This is a genomic window from Rhodobacter sp. (assembly GCA_020637515.1).
Classification (GTDB): domain Bacteria; phylum Pseudomonadota; class Alphaproteobacteria; order Rhodobacterales; family Rhodobacteraceae; genus Pararhodobacter.
Window position 1 is genome coordinate 144,208 of record JACKKG010000001.1, and the last position, 22,570, is coordinate 166,777.

Annotated in this window: 25 protein-coding genes and 1 tRNA gene; 6 read left to right on the forward strand and 20 right to left on the reverse strand. The window is 68.2% G+C overall.

Annotated features, from left to right (window positions below):
• The first annotated feature begins 17 nt into the window (after positions 1-17).
• Positions 18-305 carry a hypothetical protein gene (locus tag H6900_00695; protein MCC0071783.1) on the forward strand — a complete coding sequence of 96 codons (288 nt, stop codon included), beginning with the start codon at positions 18-20 and terminating at the stop codon, positions 303-305.
• A 198-nt stretch (positions 306-503) separates the two neighbouring features.
• Here H6900_00695 and H6900_00700 read toward each other — a convergent pair.
• Positions 504-579: transfer RNA gene (locus tag H6900_00700), tRNA-Ala, on the reverse strand.
• Between the two features lie 201 nt (positions 580-780).
• Positions 781-1,107, reverse strand: a complete 327-nt coding sequence (locus tag H6900_00705) for a TIGR02300 family protein (GenBank protein ID MCC0071784.1) — start codon at positions 1,105-1,107, stop codon at positions 781-783.
• Between the two features lie 126 nt (positions 1,108-1,233).
• Between H6900_00705 and H6900_00710 the strand changes: the two genes are divergently transcribed.
• Together H6900_00710 and H6900_00715 are read left to right on the forward strand one after the other, a co-directional pair.
• Positions 1,234-1,938 carry a M48 family metallopeptidase gene (locus tag H6900_00710; protein ID MCC0071785.1) on the forward strand — a complete coding sequence of 235 codons (705 nt, stop codon included), beginning with the start codon at positions 1,234-1,236 and terminating at the stop codon, positions 1,936-1,938.
• A 32-nt stretch (positions 1,939-1,970) separates the two neighbouring features.
• A complete protein-coding gene (locus tag H6900_00715) occupies positions 1,971-2,627 on the forward strand; it encodes a GntR family transcriptional regulator (GenBank protein ID MCC0071786.1) in 657 nt (218 codons plus the stop codon).
• A gap of 176 nt (positions 2,628-2,803) precedes the next feature.
• Here the strand turns inward: H6900_00715 and ugpC are convergent, their stop codons facing one another.
• The 14 genes from ugpC to pncB all read right to left on the reverse strand — a co-directional run bounded on the left by ugpC (position 2,804) and on the right by pncB (position 16,976).
• A complete protein-coding gene (ugpC, locus tag H6900_00720) occupies positions 2,804-3,844 on the reverse strand; it encodes a sn-glycerol-3-phosphate ABC transporter ATP-binding protein UgpC (GenBank protein MCC0071787.1) in 1,041 nt (346 codons plus the stop codon).
• 1 nt (position 3,845) lies between these two features.
• On the reverse strand, positions 3,846-4,694 hold the full coding sequence (gene ugpE, locus H6900_00725; protein MCC0071788.1) for a sn-glycerol-3-phosphate ABC transporter permease UgpE: 849 nt from the start codon (positions 4,692-4,694) through the stop codon (positions 3,846-3,848).
• A gap of 10 nt (positions 4,695-4,704) precedes the next feature.
• Positions 4,705-5,589 carry a sn-glycerol-3-phosphate ABC transporter permease UgpA gene (ugpA, locus tag H6900_00730; GenBank protein MCC0071789.1) on the reverse strand — a complete coding sequence of 295 codons (885 nt, stop codon included), beginning with the start codon at positions 5,587-5,589 and terminating at the stop codon, positions 4,705-4,707.
• 69 nt (positions 5,590-5,658) lie between these two features.
• Positions 5,659-6,981, reverse strand: a complete 1,323-nt coding sequence (gene ugpB / locus H6900_00735; GenBank protein MCC0071790.1) for a sn-glycerol-3-phosphate ABC transporter substrate-binding protein UgpB — start codon at positions 6,979-6,981, stop codon at positions 5,659-5,661.
• Between the two features lie 209 nt (positions 6,982-7,190).
• Positions 7,191-8,000, reverse strand: coding sequence for a polysaccharide deacetylase family protein (locus tag H6900_00740; GenBank protein MCC0071791.1), 810 nt, complete (start codon positions 7,998-8,000; stop codon positions 7,191-7,193).
• Positions 8,001-8,258: 258 nt separating this feature from the next.
• A complete protein-coding gene (locus H6900_00745) occupies positions 8,259-9,560 on the reverse strand; it encodes an FAD-binding oxidoreductase (GenBank protein MCC0071792.1) in 1,302 nt (433 codons plus the stop codon).
• Between the two features lie 16 nt (positions 9,561-9,576).
• A complete protein-coding gene (locus tag H6900_00750) occupies positions 9,577-10,971 on the reverse strand; it encodes an aspartate aminotransferase family protein (GenBank protein MCC0071793.1) in 1,395 nt (464 codons plus the stop codon).
• A 96-nt stretch (positions 10,972-11,067) separates the two neighbouring features.
• Positions 11,068-11,820, reverse strand: coding sequence for a GntR family transcriptional regulator (locus H6900_00755; protein ID MCC0071794.1), 753 nt, complete (start codon positions 11,818-11,820; stop codon positions 11,068-11,070).
• Between the two features lie 67 nt (positions 11,821-11,887).
• Positions 11,888-13,285 (reverse strand): DHA2 family efflux MFS transporter permease subunit, encoded by a 1,398-nt coding sequence (locus H6900_00760; GenBank protein MCC0071795.1) that lies wholly within the window; start codon positions 13,283-13,285, stop codon positions 11,888-11,890.
• A 129-nt stretch (positions 13,286-13,414) separates the two neighbouring features.
• Entirely contained in the window at positions 13,415-13,789 is a 375-nt protein-coding gene (locus H6900_00765) for a hypothetical protein (protein MCC0071796.1), read from the reverse strand.
• 4 nt (positions 13,790-13,793) lie between these two features.
• On the reverse strand, positions 13,794-13,979 hold the full coding sequence (locus H6900_00770; GenBank protein MCC0071797.1) for a Trm112 family protein: 186 nt from the start codon (positions 13,977-13,979) through the stop codon (positions 13,794-13,796).
• Positions 13,976-14,632 (reverse strand): LON peptidase substrate-binding domain-containing protein, encoded by a 657-nt coding sequence (locus tag H6900_00775; protein MCC0071798.1) that lies wholly within the window; start codon positions 14,630-14,632, stop codon positions 13,976-13,978. Before H6900_00775 ends, H6900_00770 begins: the two co-directional genes overlap by 4 nt.
• Before the next feature lie 28 nt (positions 14,633-14,660).
• The gene (gene trxA, locus H6900_00780) at positions 14,661-15,578 is read right to left on the reverse strand and encodes a thioredoxin (protein MCC0071799.1); all 918 of its coding nucleotides are present in this window, start codon (positions 15,576-15,578) and stop codon (positions 14,661-14,663) included.
• A gap of 105 nt (positions 15,579-15,683) precedes the next feature.
• A complete protein-coding gene (gene pncB, locus H6900_00785; GenBank protein MCC0071800.1) occupies positions 15,684-16,976 on the reverse strand; it encodes a nicotinate phosphoribosyltransferase in 1,293 nt (430 codons plus the stop codon).
• Positions 16,977-17,067: 91 nt separating this feature from the next.
• Between pncB and H6900_00790 the strand changes: the two genes are divergently transcribed.
• Positions 17,068-18,039 (forward strand): NAD(P)-dependent glycerol-3-phosphate dehydrogenase, encoded by a 972-nt coding sequence (locus H6900_00790; protein MCC0071801.1) that lies wholly within the window; start codon positions 17,068-17,070, stop codon positions 18,037-18,039.
• On the opposite strand, the gene H6900_00795 is transcribed toward H6900_00790, so the two are convergent.
• The 3 genes from H6900_00795 to H6900_00805 are packed head-to-tail and all read right to left on the reverse strand — an operon-like array spanning position 18,020 to position 20,065.
• On the reverse strand, positions 18,020-18,832 hold the full coding sequence (locus H6900_00795) for a metal ABC transporter permease (protein ID MCC0071802.1): 813 nt from the start codon (positions 18,830-18,832) through the stop codon (positions 18,020-18,022). The two genes, H6900_00790 and H6900_00795, sit on opposite strands and share 20 nt — an antisense overlap.
• The gene (locus tag H6900_00800; protein MCC0071803.1) at positions 18,825-19,586 is read right to left on the reverse strand and encodes a metal ABC transporter ATP-binding protein; all 762 of its coding nucleotides are present in this window, start codon (positions 19,584-19,586) and stop codon (positions 18,825-18,827) included. Before H6900_00800 ends, H6900_00795 begins: the two co-directional genes overlap by 8 nt.
• A complete protein-coding gene (locus tag H6900_00805; protein ID MCC0071804.1) occupies positions 19,583-20,065 on the reverse strand; it encodes a transcriptional repressor in 483 nt (160 codons plus the stop codon). Before H6900_00805 ends, H6900_00800 begins: the two co-directional genes overlap by 4 nt.
• Before the next feature lie 80 nt (positions 20,066-20,145).
• On the opposite strand from H6900_00805, the gene H6900_00810 reads away from it, so the two are divergent.
• A complete protein-coding gene (locus H6900_00810) occupies positions 20,146-21,087 on the forward strand; it encodes a zinc ABC transporter substrate-binding protein (GenBank protein ID MCC0071805.1) in 942 nt (313 codons plus the stop codon).
• Positions 21,088-21,118: 31 nt separating this feature from the next.
• Positions 21,119-21,784, forward strand: coding sequence for an SOS response-associated peptidase (locus H6900_00815; GenBank protein MCC0071806.1), 666 nt, complete (start codon positions 21,119-21,121; stop codon positions 21,782-21,784).
• A 94-nt stretch (positions 21,785-21,878) separates the two neighbouring features.
• Here H6900_00815 and H6900_00820 read toward each other — a convergent pair whose 3' ends face one another.
• Positions 21,879-22,529: a YggS family pyridoxal phosphate-dependent enzyme gene (locus tag H6900_00820; protein MCC0071807.1), complete on the reverse strand. Its 651-nt coding sequence runs from the start codon at positions 22,527-22,529 to the stop codon at positions 21,879-21,881.
• Positions 22,530-22,570 lie beyond the last annotated feature (41 nt).

Below are 22,570 nucleotides of genomic sequence, written 5' to 3' on the forward strand. Positions count from 1 at the left end.
AACTGTGGAGGTTCACCATGCCCGCCCCCGATCCTACCGGCCTGAGCTACTACGAGACGTCGGACGGCAGGCCTTTCGTCAGCGCCGAAATCTGGCCCAGCACCGGCCTTTTCGCGGGCAACCGCCGTCACCGACTCGCGCGGCTGAAGGCCGTGACGCTCAAGGTCCGCTTTGACAACTGGACCTGCCCGACCTGCGGCGAGCCGGTGCCGCTCTGGCGGCGGGCGGATGCCGTCTATTGCTCGACCGGGTGCCGGAAGCGGGCGGCGCGTTACCGAAGGGCGGGGGGCGCCTGCGAATCCTGAGGCCTTGGGCGACAGGACCGGCGCCCCTCGGTCGCCCGTCGTAAACCCGAAGATTCCGTACCGGAACACCACCCGCATCTCTTCAGCCGCACCACCGCGCAGACCACGCATCGCCGGCATAATGGGGGAAAGGCCGGGGGAAAGAGAAAACGCACAGGCCTAAATCCCGTTTGTTTTCATATACTTAGAGGTCAATATTGGTGGAGCCAAGGGGAGTCGAACCCCTGACCTCTTGAATGCCATTCAAGCGCTCTCCCAACTGAGCTATGGCCCCACCGAGGTGCATCCCGCCGCAATTCGCGACCGTCTGCGAGGGGCGGTTTAGGGCCTCGTGATGGCGAGATCAAGCGAAAAAACGCGGCCCGGCGCAGTCTTTTCGGAACCCGATCGGCCAGCGCAGAGGCCCGCGCCCGGAAATGAAAGACGCGCGGGCAGCCTGGCCACCCGCGCGTCCGAACCGGCGTTTCCGCCTGGTTCAGTTCTCTTCTTCGTCGCCCGCGACGTCGCCCAGTTCGTCGAACGAAACGGTGTCGTCGTCGTCCTCGTCCTCGAGCAGTTCATCGTCATCGACCGACACATCGTCGTCGTCCAGCAGCACGTCATCCGAATCGATGTCTTCGGTCTGACCCGCCTTGACCTTGGGCGATTCGGTTTGCGGTGCGACACTCCCCTTGCGGCCGGGAAGGTCGATCTGGACAACCTCGCCGGTATAGGGGCTGATGATCGGCGACTTGTTCAGGTCGTAGAAACGCTTGCCGGTGGTCGGGCAAAGACGCTTCACGCCCCATTCTTCCTTGGGCATAGATTGTCCCCCAATGCTTGGATCGACGCCGGTTGCCACAGTTGGAATGGGTTGTCAAAGCCTTTCCGCCGATGTCTTGTGCGCCGGGCGGTCGCCGGCCGCCCGCAATGCCCGAAAGCTCCTGCCATGACGCAACCGCCCCCCTTCATCGACCTGCCCGGCGACCGGCCCCTCAGGGTGCTGCTGCGTCGCTCCAGCCGGGCCCGGCGCCTGGCGCTCAGGGTGTCGCGCCTGGACGGGGCGGTGACGCTGACCCTGCCCGCGCGCGCCACGCTGCGCACGGCGCTGGCCTTTCTGACCGAACGCCAGGCCTGGCTGACCCAGGCGGTGGCAGGGCTGGAAGCGCCGATCCCCGTGGCCACCGGCACCGCCCTGCCGGTCGAGGGGGTGCCGCTGATCCTGACGCCGGCCGCCGTCCGCGCCCCCCGAATCGACGGCGATACGCTGCTGGTTCCCCAGACGCGCCCGGTCGCCGCCAACGCCCTCGCCTTCTTGCGGCACCTGGCGCGCGACCGGCTGGCCAGCCGCATCGCGGTCCACGCGACCGCGCTGGGCCGTGACGCCGGCAGGCTCACGCTGCGCGATACGCGCTCGCGCTGGGGGTCGTGCACGGCCTCGGGCGATCTGATGTTCAGCTGGCGCCTGGTGATGGCCCCGCCCCGGATCCTGGACTACGTCGCGGCGCACGAGGTCGCGCATCTGGCGCAGATGAACCACTCGCCCGCTTTCTGGGCCGAGGTCGGCCGCCTGTTTCCCGCCCATGTCGAGGCCCGCCGCTGGCTGAAGACCCAGGGCAGCACCCTGCACCGCTACCGGTTCGAGGGCGCTTGACGCCCGCGACCCCTTGTGATCACGCTCAGCCCATGCAACGCCCGCTCCGCCCGTCTGCCGATCACTCGACCCTGTCGGCGCATGACCGCGTCTATCGCTCGCTGCGCACGCAGGTGATGCACGGCGAACTGGCGCCGGGCCTCGCGCTGACCCTGCGCGGCCTTGCGCGCGAATTCGGCGTCAGCATGACCCCCGCGCGCGAGGCCGTGCAGCGCCTGGTGGCCGAGGGGGCGCTCAGCATGTCGGCGTCAGGGCGCGTCACCACCCCCGAACTGGGCAACGACCGGATCGAGGAACTCGCCTCGATCCGCGCACTCCTGGAACCCGAACTGGGCAGCCGCGCCCTGCCCCGCGCCCATTCCGCGCTGATCGACCGGATGGAGGCGATCAACGCCGCCAACACCGACGCCGTGCAACAGGCCGACGCGGTGCGCTACGTCCGCACCAACCTTGAATTCCACCGCACGCTGTATCTGCGCGCCCAAAGCCCGGCGATGCTGGCCCTGGTCGAAACGCTCTGGCTGCAACTCGGCCCGACGATGCGCGCCCTTTACGACCGCCTGCGCCGCAACACGCCCCCGCCGCATCACCGGATGATCCTGGCGGCCCTCAGGGCGGGCGACGACCCGGGGCTGCGCCTCGCGCTGCGCACGGACGTGACGCAAGGCCTGCGCCACCTGACCCAGTAACCCGATCTTTGTGCCCGAAATATCCCGGGGGGTGTGGGGGGCAGCGCCCCCCACTGGATCGCCCGAGGGCTGGAGGCTGGAAGCCTCCCGGCCGAGGGCGAAACCCCCGCCCGGCCTCGATCGATCCTGCCCCAGCCAACCCTGGCCTATCCGACCCTGGCCTATCCGACCCTGGCCTATCCGACCCGCCGCCCGCTCGCGCTGTTGAACGGATGCAGGGCTGACAGCGGCGCCGACAACGCGACCGCCGCACCTTCGGTCACCTCGGGCAGTCCGGCCACGCGCACCGTCACCACCTGCCCGCTCCCCTCCAGCGCAACGTAGACGTGGCTCTCGGCTCCAGCCGGTTCCAGCAGCGCGACCGTGCCCGCCAGCGCCAGCCCCTCGCCCGCGCCCAGCCGCAGATCGTCGGGCCTGACCCCCAGCAGATCGGTGCCCGCGGGCAGGCTGCCCGGCGCGGTGCCCCGGTCGCGCAGATAGGCCATGTCGATCAGGTTCATCGCCGGCGAGCCGATGAACCCCGCCACGAACACCGTTTCCGGGCGGTGATACAGGTCCATCGGCGTGCCGACCTGTTCGATCCTCCCGCCGTTCAGCACCACCAGCCGGTCGGCCATGGTCAGCGCCTCGAGTTGGTCGTGCGTCACATAAAGCGAGGTGGTGCCCAGCCGCTTCTGCAATTGCCGGATCTCGACCCGCATCTGGACGCGCAGCTTCGCGTCCAGGTTGGACAGTGGCTCGTCGAACAGGAACACCGCGGGTTCGCGCACCAGCGCCCGCCCCATCGCCACCCGCTGCCGCTGGCCCCCCGACAGGGCGCGCGGCTTGCGGTCCAGATAGGCGGCGATCTGCAACATCTCCGCCGCCTCCTGCACGCGGCGGTCGATTTCGGGCTTGGCGACGCCCTGGTTGCGCAGCCCGTAAGCCAGGTTGTTGTAAACCGTCATATGCGGGTACAGGGCATAGTTCTGGAACACCATGGCGATATCGCGCTCGGCCGGTTCCAGGTCGTTCACCAGCCGTTCGCCGATCGTCAGCCGCCCCGACGATATCCGCTCCAGCCCCGCCACCATGCGCAACAGCGTGGACTTGCCGCAGCCCGACGGCCCGACCAGCACGATCATCTCGCCGTCGGCAATATCGAGGCTGACGTCCGACACCGCCTGAACGCCGCCGGGATAGACCTTGGACAGGGCCTCCATCACGATGCGGGCCATGTTACTTCTCCGTCTCGGTCAGGCCCTTCACGAAGAGCCGTTGCATGAACAGGATCACCAGGATCGGCGGCAGCGCGGCCAGCACCACGGTGGCCATCACCAGATGCCACAGCGGTTCGCTGTCGGCGCCGGTGACCATCCGCTGGATCCCCATGACGATGGTGTAATAGCTGTCATCCGTGGTGATGAGCAGCGGCCAGAGGTATTGGTTCCAGCCATAGATGAACATGATGACGAACATCGCCGCGATGTTGGTGACGCTCAACGGCACCAGGATGTCCTTGAAAAATTTCCACGGCCCCGCGCCATCGACCCGCGCCGCTTCCAGCATTTCCTCGGGCACGGTCATGAAGAACTGACGGAACAGGAAGGTCGCCGTGGCCGAGGCGATCAGCGGGATCGACAGGCCGGCATAGGTGTTCAGCAGGTGCAGGTTCGCCACCACCTGATAGGTCGGCACGATCCGCACCTCGATCGGCAGCATCAGCGTGACGAAGATGATCCAGAAAAAGAAGATCCGCCCCGGAAAGCGGAAATAGACGATGGCAAAGGCCGACAGGAGGGAAATGGCGATCTTGCCCACCGCGATCATCATCGCCATGACGAAGCTGTTCCACAGCATGATCCCGATCGGCGGCGCGCCCGCGTTCGAGCGCCCCTCGAAGATCACCGTGCGGTAATTCTCCCATCCGTGCGCGCCGGGCAGCAGCGGCATCACGCCTTGCAGAAAGGTCCCCGGCGCGTGGGTCGAGGCGATGATCGCCACATAGACCGGGAACACCACCACGGCGACGCCCAGGATCAGGATCAGATGGGCCAGAAGCGTGCCCCAGCGGTCGTTCTCTACCATGCCCGCCCCCTCAGTAGTTCACGCGCCGTTCGATCCAGCGGAACTGAACCACGGTCAGGACGATGACGATGCCCATCAGGATCACCGATTGCGCGGCCGACGACCCCAGGTTGTTGCCGATAAACCCGTCGCGAAAGACCTTGTAGACCAGGATATTGGTGGCCTGCGCCGGGCCGCCCTCGGTGGTGGCGTGGATCACGCCGAACGTGTCGAACATCGCGTAGACGATGTTCACGACCATCAGGAAAAAGGTCGTGGGCGACAGAAGCGGAAAGATGATGGTCCAGAACCGCTTTGTCCGCCCGGCGCCGTCGATGGCGGCGGCTTCGATCAGCGACTGCGGAATGGATTGCAGCCCGGCCAGGAAAAACAGGAAATTGTAGCTGATCTGCTTCCAGGCGGCGGCCAGAATGACCAGCGCCATCGCGTCGCCCGCGTGCAACCGGTGGTTCCAGTCATAGCCCAGCATCTCCAGCATGTAGGGCAAGATGCCGACCGACGGGTTGAAGATGAACCACCACAACACCCCGGCCACGGCCGGCGCGACCGCGTAGGGCCAGACCAGAAATGTGGTGTAGAGATCGCGCGAGCGGATCATCCGGTTCACCATCACCGCGAACAGCAGCGACACCGACAGGCTGAGCAGCGTCGTGCCGATGGCGAAAAGGGCGGTCGTCTTCATCGAATCGACATAGGTCGGATCGGCGAAGAGACGCTCGAAATTGCGAAACCAGACAAATGTGGTGCGCAGCCCGAACGGGTCCTGGCGCAACAGGGACTGCCAAAGCGCCTGGCTGGCTGGCCAGACAAAGAAGATCAGCGTGATGATCACCTGGGGCGCCAGCAGGGCATAAGGCAACCACCGGCTGGAAAAGGTCATGCGCTTGGTCTGCATCCCGGGCTCCGGACAGGGCGGTGCAGGATGGGCGGGGACCGCCCATCCTGCGGTGTCGCGGTCGTCAGATCACTGCATCGTCGCCTGGAAGTCGCGCAGCAGGGCATCCCCGCGCGAGACGACGTTGTCCGCCGCCTGCTGGGCGGTTTCGGCGCCGGTGATCATCGCCTCCATCTCCTCCGAGATGACATCGCGGATCTGCACGAAGTTGCCGAACCGCAGGCCGCGCGAATTCTCGGTCGGCGGGTTCAGGTTCATCTGCTGGATCGAGATGTCGGCACCCGGGTTGGCGTCGTAGTAGCCCTGCTCGCGGGTCAGGTCATAGGCCGCCTGGGTGATCGGCAGATAGCCCGTGTTCTGGTGCCACCAGGCTTGCTGCTCGGGCTGCGAGAGGAACTCGAAGAAGCGCGCAACGCCCTCGTATTGGGCCTGGGACTGTCCGGTGAGAACCCACAGCGTCGCCCCGCCGATGATCGAATTCTGCGGCGCGCCCGCCACGTCGTCGTAATAGGGCATCATGCCGTAACCGACGTTGAAGGTGGCGTTCGACAGAACGCCCGCGCGCCCGGCCGAGCTTTCCATCATCATCGCGCATTCGCCCGAATAGAACTTGGGTCCCGCGTCCGGACCCGCACCGCCGCCTGCCCAGCTGAACACGCCTTCGGACTGCCAGCGCGCCAGGTTTTCCCAATGGCGGATCAGGGGCGCCTGCTGGTTCAGCACCAGTTCGGTGTCGAACCCGGCAAAGCCGTTCTGCTGCGTGGCCAGGGGCAGGTTGTGCCAGGCCAGGAAGTTCTCAAGATGCACCCAGCTGGGCCAGCGGGTGGTGAAGCCGCAGCTTGCCGCGCCCGAACTGATGATCTGGCGCGACATGGTTTCCATGTCGGCCCAGGTGCGCGGCGGCGTGTTCGGGTCCAGACCGGCGGCCGCGAAGATGTCCTTGTTGTAATACAGGATCGGCGTGGACGAATTGAACGGGAAGGACAGCATGTTGCCGTCGGGGTCGGTGTAATAGCCGACGACGGCCGGCAGATAGGCCGCGGGGTCGAAATTCGCGTGGTGGTCGGCCATCAGCTGATAGATCGGATACACCGCGCCCTCGGCCGCCATCATGGTGCCGGTGCCGACCTCGAACACCTGCACGATGGCGGGTTGCTCACCGGCGCGGAACGCGGCGATCGCGCCGTTCATGGTTTCCGCGTAGGTGCCGCGAAAGCTGGGCACGACGACGTAATCGGACTGGCTGGCGTTGAAATTGGCCGCGATCTCCTCGACCAGTTCGCCCAGCCGGCCGCCCATCGCGTGCCACCACTGGATTTCGGTCTGCGCCGAGGCCGCGGCGGGCGCCACGAGCGCCAGCGCGGTCGCGGCCAGAAGGCTGTGTTTGAACATGAAAACCCCCATTGGTTGTATCGTCTGTCATTGCGCACAAAGGCGAAATACCGCGCCGGACGAGCAGACCGGCGCGAATTTCTGCACTTTGATGCGATAATATTCGTTTGTGAAGCCTGTATGTCAGTGCGCGAACATTTTTACCGTCGACTCAAAAGAAAAGGCGCGACCCCTGAGGCCGCGCCCATCCTGCCGTCCGATCCGGGGCCTCAGCCCTGGTAATCCGTCCCCGGTGCGCGCACATAACGCAGCCCGCGCGGCCCCCAGCGTCCCCAGCCCAACAGCTCGGACATGGTGACCGCCGTCAAGCCGCGCGCCTGGATCCCCTCGATCGCGGCGGGCACGGCGCGGATCGTCGGACCGTGAATGTCATGCGCCAGGATCACCGCGCCCGGGCGCGCGCCGCGCACCATGCGCTGCGACACCACGCTCACCCCGGGGCGGCGCCAGTCCTCGGGATCGACCGACCACACCACGGTGGTCAGCGCGCGCTGGTCGTGCAGCATCTGCATCTGCCGATGGGTAAAGGCGCCATAGGGCGGGCGCATGGTCACCGGCAGCGCGCCGACGGTGTTCCAGACGACCTCTTGCGTGCGGTCGATCTCGCGCAGGACCGAGGCATCCCCCAGCCGCGACAGCACCGGGTGCGACCAGCTGTGATTGCCGATCTCGTGCCCCTCGGCAACGATGCGATGCAGGATTTCGGGGTAGCGCCGGGCGTTCTGGCCGATGACGTAAAAGGTCGCCTTGGCCCGGTAATGCGCCAGGATATCCAGCAGCATCGGCGTCAACGTCGGATGCGGGCCGTCGTCAAAGGTCAGCGCGACCCGCGGCGCATTGGTCTGGACATGCGTCAGCGACACCACGTCGTGACCCCGCGCCAGGCGCGGAACCGGCGGGTTGGGCACGGCAGGAACCGTCTGGGCCCCGGCGGATGAAACGGATCCCGACAACGCCGCGCCCCCCAGGCACGCCGCAGCCAGGCCGGACAGCAATGTCCGGCGATCAAGATTGGTCACACTGTCCCCCGACAGTTGTGTTGGCAGCTACCAAAGTCCTAGGCGCAGCACGAAAGCGCGAAAAGGTGAATCTCCCCATGGGCTTGCCGTGGCAGTGGGTTGCGGCACGAAAACCACAGCGCGGCGCGGATTCGGCGCGTGGTCGGCGGCACCCCGCGCTGTCAGCCGGGAGCCCCTTGGCCGCAAAGCGCGGATGTTCGCGCCAGGGTTGCGCACCCGGCGCAAGACACCGCGAACCGGAGGCGAATCATGCCGTCGTCACAACCTGTCGCGCAACGAGAACCACAGCATCGCCGCCACCATCAGCGGCCAACGCAACGTCGCGCCGCCCGGAAACTGCGGGCTGGGAACCGAGGCCATGACGTCAAACCGCTCGGCCTGCCCGGCGATCGCTTCGGCCATCAGCTTGCCGCCCAGCGTTCCCATCGCCACGCCGTGCCCGGAAAACCCCGAGGCCGACAGCACGTTCCCCGCCAGCCGCGCAAAATACGGCATCCGGTTGTAGGCGATCCCCAGCGTGCCGCCCCAGGCGTGGGTGATCTCGATCCCCTTGAGCTGGGGAAAGATCGCCTCCATCGGCGCGCGGACCTTGGCGGCGATGTCCTTGGGAAAGGCATAACCATAGGACTCGCCACCACCGAACAGCAGGCGGTTGTCGTCGGAAAAGCGGAAATAATTGATGACGAATTTCGAATCCGCCACCGCGTGATTGCCGCGGATGACGTGGTTGCGCTCGGCCTCGGTCATCGGGCGGGTGGCGGCGATGAAGTTGTTGATTGGCATCACGCGCGATGCCAGCGCGGGCTCGATCCGGCCGGCGTAACCGTTGAGACCCAGCGCGACGAACCGCGCGGTGATCTGCGCGGCATCGGTGTGAACGCGCGCGGGGTCGGCCTTTGTCAGCGCGACCACGCGCGCGCCCTCGTAGATGCGCACGCCCGCGGCCTGGGCGGCCCGCGCCAGCCCCAACGCGTAGCGCAGCGGGTGCAGATGCCCGCCCCCCATGTCGATATCGCCGCCGTGATAGACCGGCGAACCGACCAGCGCCCGCATCTGCGCCCGGTCCAGCGGCCGGATCTGGTGATAGTCGTAGTCCCGCGCCAGCTTTTCGGCATAGGCGTGGAACTCGGGCACATAGCGCGCGCGATGCGCGGCGTGGATGATTCCGGGTGCATAGCCGGCCTCGGGCGCGTGGCGGGCCGCCAGATCGCGCGTCACGGCGACCGAGTCCAGCGACAGGTCCCACAGCGCGCGCGCCACGGTCCGCCCGACCATCCCCTCGAGCGCGCCCTGGTCCAGCCGCTGCCCGGTGCCCACCTGCCCGCCGTTGCGACCTGAGGCGCCGAAGCCGACGCGCTGCGCCTCCAGCACGATCACGTCATAGCCTCGCTCGGCCAGATGCAGCGCCGCACTGAGCCCGGTGAACCCGGCGCCCACGACGCAGACATCGCACGACAGCGCCCCGATGGCGGCCGGAAACGGCGGCAGCATGTCGGCGCTGGCGGCATACCAGCTGTCAGGGTAGGTGCCGGGGCGGTCGTTCGCAGTCAACAGGTCCATGGCGCGGGTCCCCGGCTCACTCGGCCACCAGCATCCCCTCGGCCTTGAGCTGGGCATAGGCTTCGTCCAGGGCCTTGGTTGCGCGGTCGATCAGAATGTCGATCTCGTCGGGGGTCATGACCAGCGGCGGGGCGATGATCATGCGGTCATAGACATGGCGCATGATGACGTTGTTGGCAAAGCAGCGCTCGCGGGTGATCAGCCCCGCCGCGCCCTGCTCGCCGGCGAAGCGGGCGCGCCGCCCCTTCACCGGGGTCAGCGCCAGCGACCCCATCATCCCCACCAGCGCGGTCTCGCCCACCAGCGGGTGATCCGCCAGCGCGTGCCAACGCGCCGCCAGATGCGGGTGCGCCACGTCGCGCACATGCTCGACGACGCCCTCGTCCTCCATGATGCGCAGGTTCTCCAACGCCACGGCGGCGGCAACCGGGTGGCCGGAATAGGTGTAGCCGTGGTTGAATTCGTCGGACGCGATGACGGCCGCAACCTCGTCGCAGACGATCGACCCGCCGATCGGCGCATAGCCCGAACTCAAACCCTTGGCGATGGTCATGATATGCGGGCGGATGCCGAAGGTCTGGCTGCCAAACCAGTTGCCGGTGCGGCCGAATCCGGTGATGACCTCGTCGGCGATCAGCAGGATGCCGTATTTGTCCACGATGCGCTGTATCTCGGGCCAATAGGTCGCGGGCGGGATGATGACTCCGCCCGCCCCCTGCACGGGTTCCGCGATGAAGGCGCCCACGCGGTCGGCACCGATTTCAAGGATCTTGTCCTCAAGCGCGCGCGCGCGCGCCAGGCCGAAGGCGTCCGGCGTCAGGTCGCCCCCTTCGAGATACCAATAGGGCTGGTCGATATGCACGATGCCCGGGATCGGCAGGTTGCCCTGCTGATGCATCGGCACCATGCCGCCCAGGCTGGCCCCGCCGATGGTCGATCCGTGATAGCCGTTCTTGCGGGCGATGATGACGCTGCGCTCGGGCTGGCCCTTCAGCGCCCAGTAATGCCGCACCAGCCGGATGTTGGTATCGTTCGCCTCGGACCCGGACGAGGCAAAGAACACATGGTTCAGATCCCCCGGCGCCAGGTCGGCGATGCGCGCCGACAGCGCGATGGCGGGCACATGGCTGGTCTGGAAAAAGGTATTGTAATAGGGCAGTTCCTCGATCTGGCGCGCGGCGGCCTGCGCCAGTTCCTTGCGCCCGTAGCCGATGTTCACGCACCAAAGCCCCGCCATCCCGTCGATGATCGAGGACCCCTCGCTGTCCGTCAGGTAGACGCCGCTCGCCCGGGTGATGATCCTGGCACCCTTGCGCGCCAGCGCGTCGTTCGTGGTGAACGGATGCATGTGATGCGCAGCGTCCAGGGCCTGAAGTTCGGCGGTGGGCAGGTGATTGGTGATCTGACGCATGGCAATGGCTCCTTCTTGCCCCGGCAGGCGGGGCCCCCCGGGGATTCGCCCCAACCTACGCCCGCCCGCGCCCGGCCGCAACGTAATTTGATCAAATTAATCCCGCCCCCGGCCCTTCTTTGTGCCGCAAATATCCTGGGGGGTGAGGCCGTCAGGCCGAGGGGGGCAACGCCCCCTGCCCGCCCGCAACAGCGCCTGGTGCAGATCGGCGCGCACCCGGTCGATCCCCTGGCGAATGTCGCCCTCGATCGCGGACACCAGCGCGCGCCCGTCGCCCGCCCGCATCGCCGACAGGGCCTCCTTGTGCAAATCGGGCCCGATCGCTCCGTCCGAGGTCATCACCACCCGCAGCGACGGCGCAAAGCGCAACCAGAGCGATTGCGTGAGCGAGGTCAGAATCGGGGCCCCGGCCACATCATACAGCGCGAAGTGAAAGCGATAGTTCCCGGCCAGATAGCCGCGTGTCTCGCCCGCGGCGATGGCGACGTCCAGCGCCTGGTCCAGCGATTCGATCCGGTCGATGTCAGCCGGGGTCAGCCGTTCCATGGCCAGGGCGGCCAGCCGCGGCTCCAGCGCCAGACGCGCAAAGGCCAGCTCCTCGACTTGCGAAGGGGTCAACCTGGGCACCGAGACGCGGCGATTTTCGTGCAGGATCAGCGCGCCCTCGGCGGTCAGGCGGCGAATCGCCTCGCGCACGGGGGTCATGCCCGCGCCCAGCGTTGCGGTGATGCCCTGGATCGTCACCTTCTGGCCTGGCTCCAGTTCGCCGAACATCACCATGTCGCGCAGCCGCCGATAGGTGGCCTCGTGCTCGGGCAGCTTGCCGGGGGCGTGATCGGTCGGGGCCATGGAACCTGCGCGGAAATCTGATCAAATCCCGCCCTAGATAGACCAGTCGGGGGCCCTTTGCCTAGCGTCAACCGGCCTGCCGGGCCAGCAGCGCCCCGCCCGCGTCGCGCGACAGGCGCGCGAAATAGGGCACCGACAGCAAGGCGACCAACGCGACCAGCACAAAGACCGGCGCGAATTCGGTCGCGCTCAGGGTGGCGCTGCCCGTCCAGGCCTGCGCCCCCGACAGGCCGAACGCCGCCAGCGTGATGCCGACCGACCGCGCCAGTTGTTGCGCGACCGAGTTGAACGAGGTCGCGGAGCTCATCCGCTCGGCGGCGACATCGGAATAGGCCATCGCGTTGATCGCGGTGAACTGCAACGACCAGCCGACGCCCGCCACGAACAGCGGTAGCACCACCAGCGGCCAGGGCGTGGTCGCGCTGAATGCCATCGGCAGCAGCATCAGCACCGAGGCCAGAATCCCGTTCACCACCAGCACGCGGCGAAAACCGAAGCGGTCGAGAATCGGCTTGGCCGTGAACTTCATCGCCATCGCCCCCGCGCCCGAGGCAAAGGTCAGCGCCCCCGACTGGAACGGGGTCATCCCGAACGCCAGTTGGAACAGCAAGGGCAACAGAAAGGGCCGCGCCCCCGCGCCGACGCGAAAGAACGTGCCCCCCAGGGCGGCGATGCGAAAGGTCGGGATCCGCAACAGCGTCAGGTCGATCAGGGGCGCCGCGACCCGACGCGCGTGTCGCGCATAGGCCAGCACCAGCGCCAGACCGCCCAGCGTGAAGACCGCGCTCCACAGGGGTTGGGCCAGGCCCAGACCGGCCAACGTGATGCCCGTCAGAAAGGCCGCCAGACCCGGCCCCAGCAGCGCAAAGCCGACGGCATCGAACGCGCGGACGTCGTCCGAGCGGATCGTCGGGATGAACAGCGTGACCAGCACCAGGCCGGCGAGGGCAATGGGGATGTTGATCCAGAAGATCCAGCGCCAGCTCCAGTAGGTGGTGATGAACCCGCCCAGCAGCGGGCCCAGCACCGGGCCCACCAGCGCCGGCACCGTCAGCCAGGCCAGGGCCGAGACCAGGTCCGATTTCGCCGTGGTGCGCAGCACGATCAGGCGCCCAACCGGCACCATCATCGAGCCGCCGATCCCCTGCAACACCCGGGCCGCGATCAACGCCTCCATGCTCGAGGACATCCCGCAGGCAATGGACCCGGCGGCAAAGACGGTGATCGCCCAACGAAACACGCGCCGCGCCCCGAACCGGTCCGCCGCCCAACCCGAGGCCGGGATGAAGATGGCCAGCGCCAGCAGATACGAGGTCATCGCCAGTTTCAGATGGATGGGCGAGGTGCCGAGGTCGCGCGCGATTTCGGGCAGCGCGGTGGCGATGACGCTGGCGTCCAGCGTTTCCAGCAGCAGCGCCACGGCCACGATCAGGGGCATCGCCCGCGCGCGCAGCATCGCCCGCATCCCGATGTCGCGGTTCCGCGCCGGGCTCATGCGCGGCGGATCGAGGAGAGACGGGGAACGATCACGGTGGCGGACTCCTTCCCCGGCAACATATTGCACATGTGAAAGAGGGGTCAAGCCCCGGCCCGCTCAGCCCTCGGGGTAGCTGGCGCGGCACTGTGCCTGCGCCGCCTGCGACCGCCGGTCGGCGGTGGCAAGCTGGCGCTCCAGCAGCGCGATGCGCTCGCGTTCGAAGCCGCGGTCGATGGGGTGGCGGATCTCGGCGATGTCATAGTCCCAGCGGGTGCAGGTGGTGGTCCCGCCACCCGGGGCGGCGCAGGGCGTGCTTTCCAGCACCGGCACGCGCACCCGTTCGATCGCATAGCCCCGCGACAGGTTCTGCTGGTGCTCCCGCAAGGCCCGGCGCGTGTCGCGCGCCTGTTGATCGGCATCGGCCAGGCACAGTTGCAGCGGCGAACACCCGGCCAGCACCAGCAAGAGGATCGTCAGGGTGGCGTGTTTCATCGCATCACTCCAGTTCGCGGGCCTCGGACGCGATCATGATGGGGATTCCGTTGCGGATCGGAAAGGCCAGATGGGCCGTGGCCGAGATCAGCTCTTGCGCCGCCGCGTCGTAGCTGAGCCGCCCCTGCGTCACCGGGCAGACCAGCGATTCCAGCATGTGGCGGTCGGTTTCGCCGGGGCCGTCGGTCATTGCAGAACGTCCTTTTCTTCGCCACGACCTCGGCCACGCAGCGCGAATTCCATCAGCGTGACCAGCGTTTCGCGGCGCGTTTCCAGCGACGGGGCCTCGAGCAGGGCCTGGCGTTCCTCGGGCGGAAACGGGCACAGCATGGACAGCGCGTTGATGAGCATCTCGTCCTCGGCGTCCTTGAGGCTGGGCCATTCCGCCGACAGGTTCACGGCCTCGAAATACCGCGCGAGCAGGTCGAGAAACCCCACGCGGTCCAGCCGCGGGTCCTGTTCCGCCCGCCCGAGATCGCGCGCGAATGTGTCCCATTGCACCCGGCCGCGCCGATACGGGGCCGGCCCGGTGCCCAGATCCTCGATCAGGCGAAACCGCGAAACGCCGATCAGGGTGATCATGTAGCGCCCGTCCTCGGTTTCCGAGAAACTGGTCAGGCGCCCCGCGCAGCCGATACTGTGCAGCCGGTCCCCGCCACCGGCGGGCGTGACGCGCGGCTGGATCATGCCGATGAGACGGGTTCGGGTGGCCAGGCAATCCTCGACCATCGCCAGATAGCGCGGCTCGAAGATGTGCAAAGGCAGCCGGGCACGCGGCAGGACCAATGCGCCCGGCAAGGGGAACAGCGGGATCGTGTCTGGCAGGTCCGACGCGCTCAGCATGGCGTGGATGATACCGCCCCCGTGTCCCTCAGGCAAACAGCATCGAGGACAGACGGCGGCGGCCCTTCTGGACCAGCGGATCGTTGGGCTTCAGCGCGTCGAAGATGGTGAACAACTGCGCCTTGGCGGCGCCGTCGTTCCATTCGCGATCGCGGCGGAACAGCTCCAGCAGGGTGTCGATGGCACCGGCGATGTCACCCTTGGCGTGCAGCGCCTGCGCCAGATCGAAGCGCGCCTGATTGTTGGCGGGATCGCCCTCAAGCACCGCGCGCAGATCCTCGACCGGGCCGGCGTTGGCGGCCTGATGCGCCAGCGCCAGTTGTGCGCGCGCGGCCTCGACCTCTTTCGCGGCGGCGATGGCGTCGGGGGCGTTGTTCAAAAGCGCCTCGGCCTGATCCAGGGCGCCCAGCGCGATCTGCGCCCGCGCCAGACCGCCCAGCGCCACGGCATTCTCGGGTTCCTCGCCCAGAACGGCGGCGAAGATCTCGGCGGCTCCCGCGGCGTCGCCTTCACCGAGCACGGTCTCGGCCTCGTCCAGCGCGGCGCCCAGGCCGCCGTCGTCGCCGCCCAGTTCCACCAGTTTCTCGACGAATTTCTTCAGTTCCGAGGCCGGCAGCGCGCCCTGAAAGGCATCGACCGGGCGGCCCTGGTAAAAGGCATAGACCGTCGGAATCGACTGGATGCGCAACTGACCGGCGATCTGCTGGTTCTCGTCCACGTTCAGCTTGACCATCCGCACCTTGCCCTTGACGGCATTGACGGCGGCTTCCAGCGCCGGGCCCAGCGTGCGGCAAGGACCGCACCAGGGCGCCCAGAAATCGACGATGACGGGAACCTCCTGGCTCGCGTCCACGACGTCTTGCATGAATTCGGCTTCGCTCGTTTCCTTCACCCAACCGCCGGCGGCGGGGGTCGCATCCATCTGGCCCAGCATGGCATTCTCCATTCGCAGGTCCGACCGCGGTCGGCTTTGCCCCTTATATGCGTTGCCTCGGCCGCCGTTCCAAGAGGCCAGCCGCATGACACCGCGCCGCACCCGGCGCGGGGCGCGTCAGACGATCACATCCATCGCGCGTTGTTCCCCGACCCCAAACACCCGCTTGTAGCGCGCGACCTCGTCCGCCGGGCCCATCGCCTTGGACGGGTTGTCCGACAGCTTGACCGTGGGCCGCCCGTTGGCCGAGACCGCCTTGCACACCAGCGAGAAGGGCGCGAGCGCGTCGCCGTTGGCGAGGCCGCGGAAATCGTTGGTCAAAAGCGTGCCCCAACCGAACGAGACCTTGACCCGACCGGCAAAGCGGGCGTGCAGGTCCTCGATCTTTTCGACATCGAGTCCGTCCGAAAAGATCACCAGCTTTTTCGCCGGATCCTCGCCACGGTCCTTCCACCAGCGGATCGCCACCTCGGCCGCCGCCGCCGGATCGCCCGAATCGATGCGGATGCCGGTCCAGCCGGCCAGCCAGTCCGGGGCGTTCTTCAAGAACCCCTCGGTGCCGTAGGTGTCGGGCAGGATGATGCGCAGGTTGCCGTCGTGTTCTTCGTGCCAGTCGGACAGCACGCGATAGGGGGCCTCGGCCAGTGCGGCGTCGGTTTCCGCCAGCGCGGCCATCACCATCGGCAGTTCGTGCGCGTTGGTGCCGACGGCCTCGAGATCGCGACGCATGGCGATTCGGCAGTTCGAGGTGCCGCTGAACGCATCGCCCAGCCCCTCCATCATCGCCTGCACGCACCAGTCCTGCCACAGAAAGCTGTGCCGGCGGCGGGTGCCGAAATCGGCGATCTTCAGCCCCGGGATCTGCCGCAGGCGCTGCACCTTGTCCCACACCCGCGCCATCGCCCGGGCATAGAGCACCTCCAGCTCGAATTTGCCCATGGTCTTCAGAACCGCGCGCGAACGCAGCTCCATCAGGATCGCCAGCGCCGGGATTTCCCACATCATGACCTCGGGCCAGGCGCCTTCGAAGGTCAGCTCATACTGGCCATCGCGCTTTTCCAGCTGATAGGGCGGCAGGCGCAGGGTCTCGAACCACTCCATGAAATCCGAACGGAACATTTGCCGCTTGCCGTAAAAGGTGTTGCCCCTGAGCCAGGTGCTTTCGCCGCGCGTCAGGCCCAGACCGCGCACATGGTCCAGTTGCTCGCGCAACTCGCCCTCGTCCACCAGGTCGGCCAGGCGCACCCGCGTGCTGCGGTTGATCAACGAAAACGTCACCCGGGTGTCCGGCCGATTGCGAAAGATCGACTGACACATCAGAAGCTTGTAAAAGTCCGTATCAATCAGCGACCGGACGATCGGGTCGATCTTCCAGTTGTGATTGTGGACGCGGGTTGCGATATCGACCATCGGGCCCCTCCTGCCGGCGAAACGGGCGTTCCGCCGTTCATAGCGGCTGAGAGGCCAGGCTGCAAAGCCCGAAAGGGCGGAAAGGATCGGCATGACGCGGCCCGACATCGGCGTGATTGGCGCGGGCGCCTTTGGCACGGCGCTGGCAATTGCCCTGGCGCAGGCCGGAAAGCGCGTGGCCCTGTGGGCGCGCGATCCCGCCCAAGCCGAGGCGATGGCTCGCCAACGCGAGAACGCGGCCCGCCTGCCCGGCGCCCCTTTGCCCCCCCGCCTGACCCCGACCGCCGATCTGACCCAGGCCGCGCAGGCCCCCATCCTGCTGCTGGCGGTGCCCACCCAGACGCTGCGCGGCGTGGTCCGGACGCACGCCCGGGACCTGACCGGCCGAACGCTGGTCGCCTGCTGCAAGGGCGTGGAACTGGGCACCGGCCTGCTGCCGACGCAGGTGATCGCGGCGGTGATCCCCGGCGCGCCGGCGGCCGTGCTGACCGGCCCCAGTTTTGCCGCCGACATCGCGCTGGGCAAGCCCACGGCCCTGACCTTGGCGCTGTCTGGCACGGGCGGCGAGACGTTGCAGGCGGCGCTGGCGACGCACAACCTGCGGCTCTATCTGTCCGATGACCCGGTCGGCGCGCAATGGGCGGGGGCGCTGAAGAACGTCATTGCCATTGCCGCCGGCCTGACGATCGGCGCGGGCCTGGGCGAAAGCGCCCGCGCCGCGCTGATGACGCGCGGCATGGCCGAGATGGCGCGCCTGGCAACCCAGCGCGGCGCGCGGGCGGAAACGCTGTGGGGGCTGTCCGGATTCGGCGATCTGGTGCTGACCTGCACATCCGAGAAATCGCGCAATTTCCGCCACGGGCTGGCGATCGGACAGGGCGCGGCGCCGGACCCGTCGCAGACCGTCGAAGGCGTGATGACCGCCCACGCCATCGCCGCCGATGCCGACCCCGACAGGCTGCCGGTGACCTGCATGGTCTCGGCGCTGCTGAAGGGCGCGGTGTCGCTGGACCTGGCCAAGGACCTGCTGTTGTCGCGCCCGCTCAGGCGCGAACGCGGCTGAGAATAGCCCGGCGCAGGGCCGCGCCGCCCAGCGTCCCCGCGAAAAACGCAGCCGAGGCCGTGACGATGCTGGGCCCGGCCGGCGTGTCCAGCACCAACGAGGCAGCCAGCCCCGCCACCACCGCCAGCGCGGCCAGCGCCACGGCGGCCATCGCCATCCCTTCGGGCGAGCGCGCGTAGACGCGCGCGGTCGCGGGCGGGATCAGCAGCATCGCCCCGATCAGCAGCGCACCCACCACCTTCAGCGCCACCGCGACGACGATCGCCAGCGCCAGCACCAGCACCAGGTGTTCGCGCCGCGGATCCAGGCCCAGGCTGCGCGCCAGGTCCTCGCTGATGGTCGCGCTCAGCAGGGCCTCCCATCGCCACGCCAGCAACGCGAGCACCAGCCCGACCCCGGCCGCAGCGGACCACAGGTCGGCCGCGCCGACGGTCAGGATGTCGCCGAACAGCCAGGCCGACAGATCCACCCGCACGCCGGGCAGGAACGAGACCGCCACCAGCCCCAGCGCCAGCGCCGAATGCGCCAGGACCCCCAGCAGCGTATCGACCGCCCAGCCCCGTCCCTGCAACGCGGCGATGACCAGTGCCATGACCAGCGCCGTCACCAGCGTGCCCAGCGTGACCGAGATGCCAAAGGCCAGCGCCAACGCCACGCCCAGAATGGCGCCATGCGCGGTGGCGTCGCCGAAATAGGCCATACGCCGCCAGACCACGAAACACCCCAGCGGCCCCGCCGCCAGTGCCAGCAGCAGCCCCGCCGCCAGCGCGCGCAGGACAAAGGCGTCAATGATCATGGTCGCAGACCTCGTGGTCATGGGGGTGGTCGGGATGGTCGGCACCGTGGTCGTGGTGGTGCTGATAGAGGGCCAGCGCACCCTGCGAGCCCAGGCCGAACAGCGCGCGGTATTCCGGCGCGTTCGACACGACCGAGGGCGTCCCCTCGCAGCAGACATGCCCGTTCAGGCAGACCACACGGTCCGAGGCGCTCATCACCACGTGCAGGTCGTGGCTGACGCTGAGAACGGCACAGCCGATGGCGCGGCGCACCTCCTCGATCAGGCGATAGAAGGCGGCGGTTCCGGGCTGGTCCAGGCCCTGCGTCGGTTCGTCCAGAACCAGAAGCTGCGGATCGCCGGCCAGCGCGCGCGCCAACAGCACGCGCTGGAACTGCCCGCCCGACAGCGTGGCCATTTCGCGCGTCTCCAGGCCGGGCGCACCGACCCGTGCCAGCAAGGCCGCGACCTCGTCGGCGCGCAAGCGCCGGTTCAGGCGCAGGAACCGGGACACCGGCAACGGCAGGTTCGCATCCAGGTGCAGGGTCTGCGGCACATAGCCGACCCTGAGCCCGGGCGCGCGCCGCACGGTCCCCCCGGACAGCGGCACCATGCCCAGAAGGGCCCGCAACAATGTCGATTTTCCCGAACCGTTCGGGCCGACGATGGTGACGATCTCACCCGCGCGCAGGGTGAAATCGACGTGATGCAGCACCGGCGGCGCGTGCCCATAGGCCACGTCGAGTCCGCGCGCCTCGATCAGCGGGATCATGGCGCGGCCCCAGTCTGGCACAGGGCGCACAGACCCAACGCCTCGATCGTCGCGCGCTCGACCTGAAATCCGTGCCCCTCGGCGCCACTTTGCAGCACGTCCCGCAGGGGGTCGGCCGGGATCTCGGCCACCGCGTCGCAGCCCCGACAGATCAGGAAGGCGGCGCTGTGGTCGCGGCCGGGGTGGGCGCAGGCGGCAAAGGCGTTGAGCCGCCGGATGCGATGGGCGAGCCCGTTTTCGACCAGGAACTCCAGCGCGCGGTAGGCGACCGGCGGCTGGTGGCCAAAACCGTCCTCGGACAGGCGCTGCAACACGTCATAAGCCCCCATCGCGCCATGCCGCTCCAGCAGGATCTCCAGCGCCCTGCGGCGCACCGGGGTCAGGCGCAGGCCCCGCTGCCGGGCCAGGGTTTCGGCCTCGGCCAGAGCGGTGTGGACGCAGCGGTGATGGTCGTGCGGCTCAAAGGCGGGCGTGGACATGGCAGGGTCTTGCCTCTGGTTATGTTATAATATAACTTAGTTACAGTATAACACTCCTGCATGCAGAGCCAAGCCCCACCATGATCCTTCGCCCAGCCCTGATCGCCTCGATCCTCGTCACACCCGCCCTGGCCCAGCCCCCCCGCGTGGCCGCCGACACGCCGATCGTGCAATCGCTGGCCGCGCAGGTGCTGGGCGATCTGGGCACGCCCGACCTGCTGCTGGACCGGGGCGCCGATCCACATCACGCGCAACTCAGGCCCAGTCAGGCCCGGGCGCTGTCCAGGGCCGATCTGGTTCTATGGTCCGGCGAGGGCATGACACCCTGGCTTGAGCGCCCGCTCGCGACCCTGGCCGATGGCACCGTGCTGGACCTCGATCAGGTCGCGGGACTGCGCCTGCAACCCTTCCAGCCGTCGCCGCTGCTGGACATGAGCGATCCCGACACCGACGAGGCCGACCACGACCACGACTACGACCACGAGGGCCACCACCACGAAGGCACCGACCCGCATGTCTGGCTGGACCCCCAGAACGCGATCGCCTGGCTGGATGCGATCGCCGCGCGCCTGGCGGCGCTGGACCCGGCGAATGCGGCCACTTACCGCGCCAATGCCGATGCCGCGGCCCAAGGGATCCGCGCCCTCAGGGACGAGATCGCCGCGACGCTCGCACCGGCCAGCGGCACAGGATTGGTGATGTCGCACGATGCCTATGGCTATTTCGCGACAGCCTTTCCGCTGACGGTGCTGGGCACCATCAGCCTGGGCGATGCCAGTGACCCGGGCGCCGCCCGACTCGCACGGTTGCGCGCGGCCCTGGCCGAGGCCGGCCCCGCCTGCCTGTTCCCCGAATCCAACCACCCCGCGCGCTACGTCGCCCTGATCGCCGAGGGCACGGCGCTGCGCATCGGCGCCCCGCTCGACCCGGCGGGCACGACGCTCGACCCGGGGCCGGATCTCTACGCGCAAACGCTGCGCGCCCTCGCCCGGGCCATCGCCGATTGCGCCGAGGCCCCTTGACCCGGGGGCCAGTGCGTGGCCCCCTGTCCGGATGTGCGGACGTATCGCCATCACCCTGCCCCATGACGCGATGACGCGGCTGTTCGCGGCAACCCCCGCGAACGATCTGCCCCCCGTGCCGCGCTACAACGTCACCCCAACCTCCGCGCTGGCGGTGGTCGTCGCGCAGGGGGGCAACCGGCGCTACGGGGCGATGCGCTGGGGGCTGATCCCGCGCTGGTACAAACACCCCACCGACGGCCCGCTGCTGTTCAACGCCCGCGCCGAAACCCTGGCCGAGAAACCCGCCTTTGCCGAGGCCGCCCGCAAAAGGCGCTGCCTGATCCCGGTTTCGGGCTTTTACGAATGGACACGCGACGGCGACACCCGCCTGCCCTGGTATGTGACCCGCGCCGATGGCGATCCGATGATCCTCGCCGGCGTCTGGCAGACCTGGACCGACCCCCAGGGCACCCGCCTTGCCACCTGCGCCGTGATCACCACCGCGGCACAGGGCCCCATGGCCGCGCTGCACGACCGCGTGCCGGTGATCGTTGAGACAGGCGACTGGCCCCTCTGGCTGGGCGAGGCCGGCCACGGCGCGGCCAGGCTGATGCGCCCCCTGGCCGACGACGCGCTCACGATGCACCGGGTCGGCACCGCGGTGAATTCCAACCGCGCCGAGGGACCCGAACTGATCGACCCGCTCCTCGACTGAGGGGGTCTTTGTGCCGGAAATATCCTCGGGGGTTTCCAAAGGGGGCAGAAGGCCCCCTTTGGGCGGGGGGTGCGGGGGGCGGCAGCCCCCCGCCTTAACCCGTCCGCGACCCGAACAGCGCCGAGCCCACGCGCACATGCGTCGCGCCCAGTTCCACGGCGGTCTCAAAGTCGTCGGACATCCCCATCGACAGACCCGCCAACCCGTTCTGCGCCGCCAGCACCGCCAGCAGGCGGAAATGCGGCGCCGGGTCCTGATCGGCGGGCGGGATGCACATCAACCCCTCCAGCGGCAGGCCAAGTGCGCGCACCCTCGCCACCAGCGCCTCGGCCTCGTCGGGCAGCACCCCGGCCTTCTGCGGCTCGGCGCCCGTGTTGACCTGCACGAACAGCGCCGGGCATCGCCCCAGGTCGTCGGCCAGCCGCGCCAGCGTTTCCGCCAGCTTCAGGCGGTCCACGGAATGGATCGCGTCGAACAGCCCCATCGCGACGCGCGCCTTGTTGGTCTGCAAGGGCCCGATCAGATGCAGCGACACGCCCGCGAACCGGGCCTGAAAGGGGGGCCACCGGGTCTGCGCCTCTTGCACGCGGTTCTCGCCAAAGAGTCGCTGACCCTGCGCCAGCACGGCCTCGACCTTTTCGGGCGGCTGAACCTTGGACACGGCGATCAGCGTGACGGAACCGGGTTCGCGCCCGGCGCGCAGTTCGGCGGCGCGCAGGCGTTCGGTGATGGCGGACAGGGTCATTCGGGCCTCCTTCGTCGCGGGAAGCAAGCCATAGCGCGGCC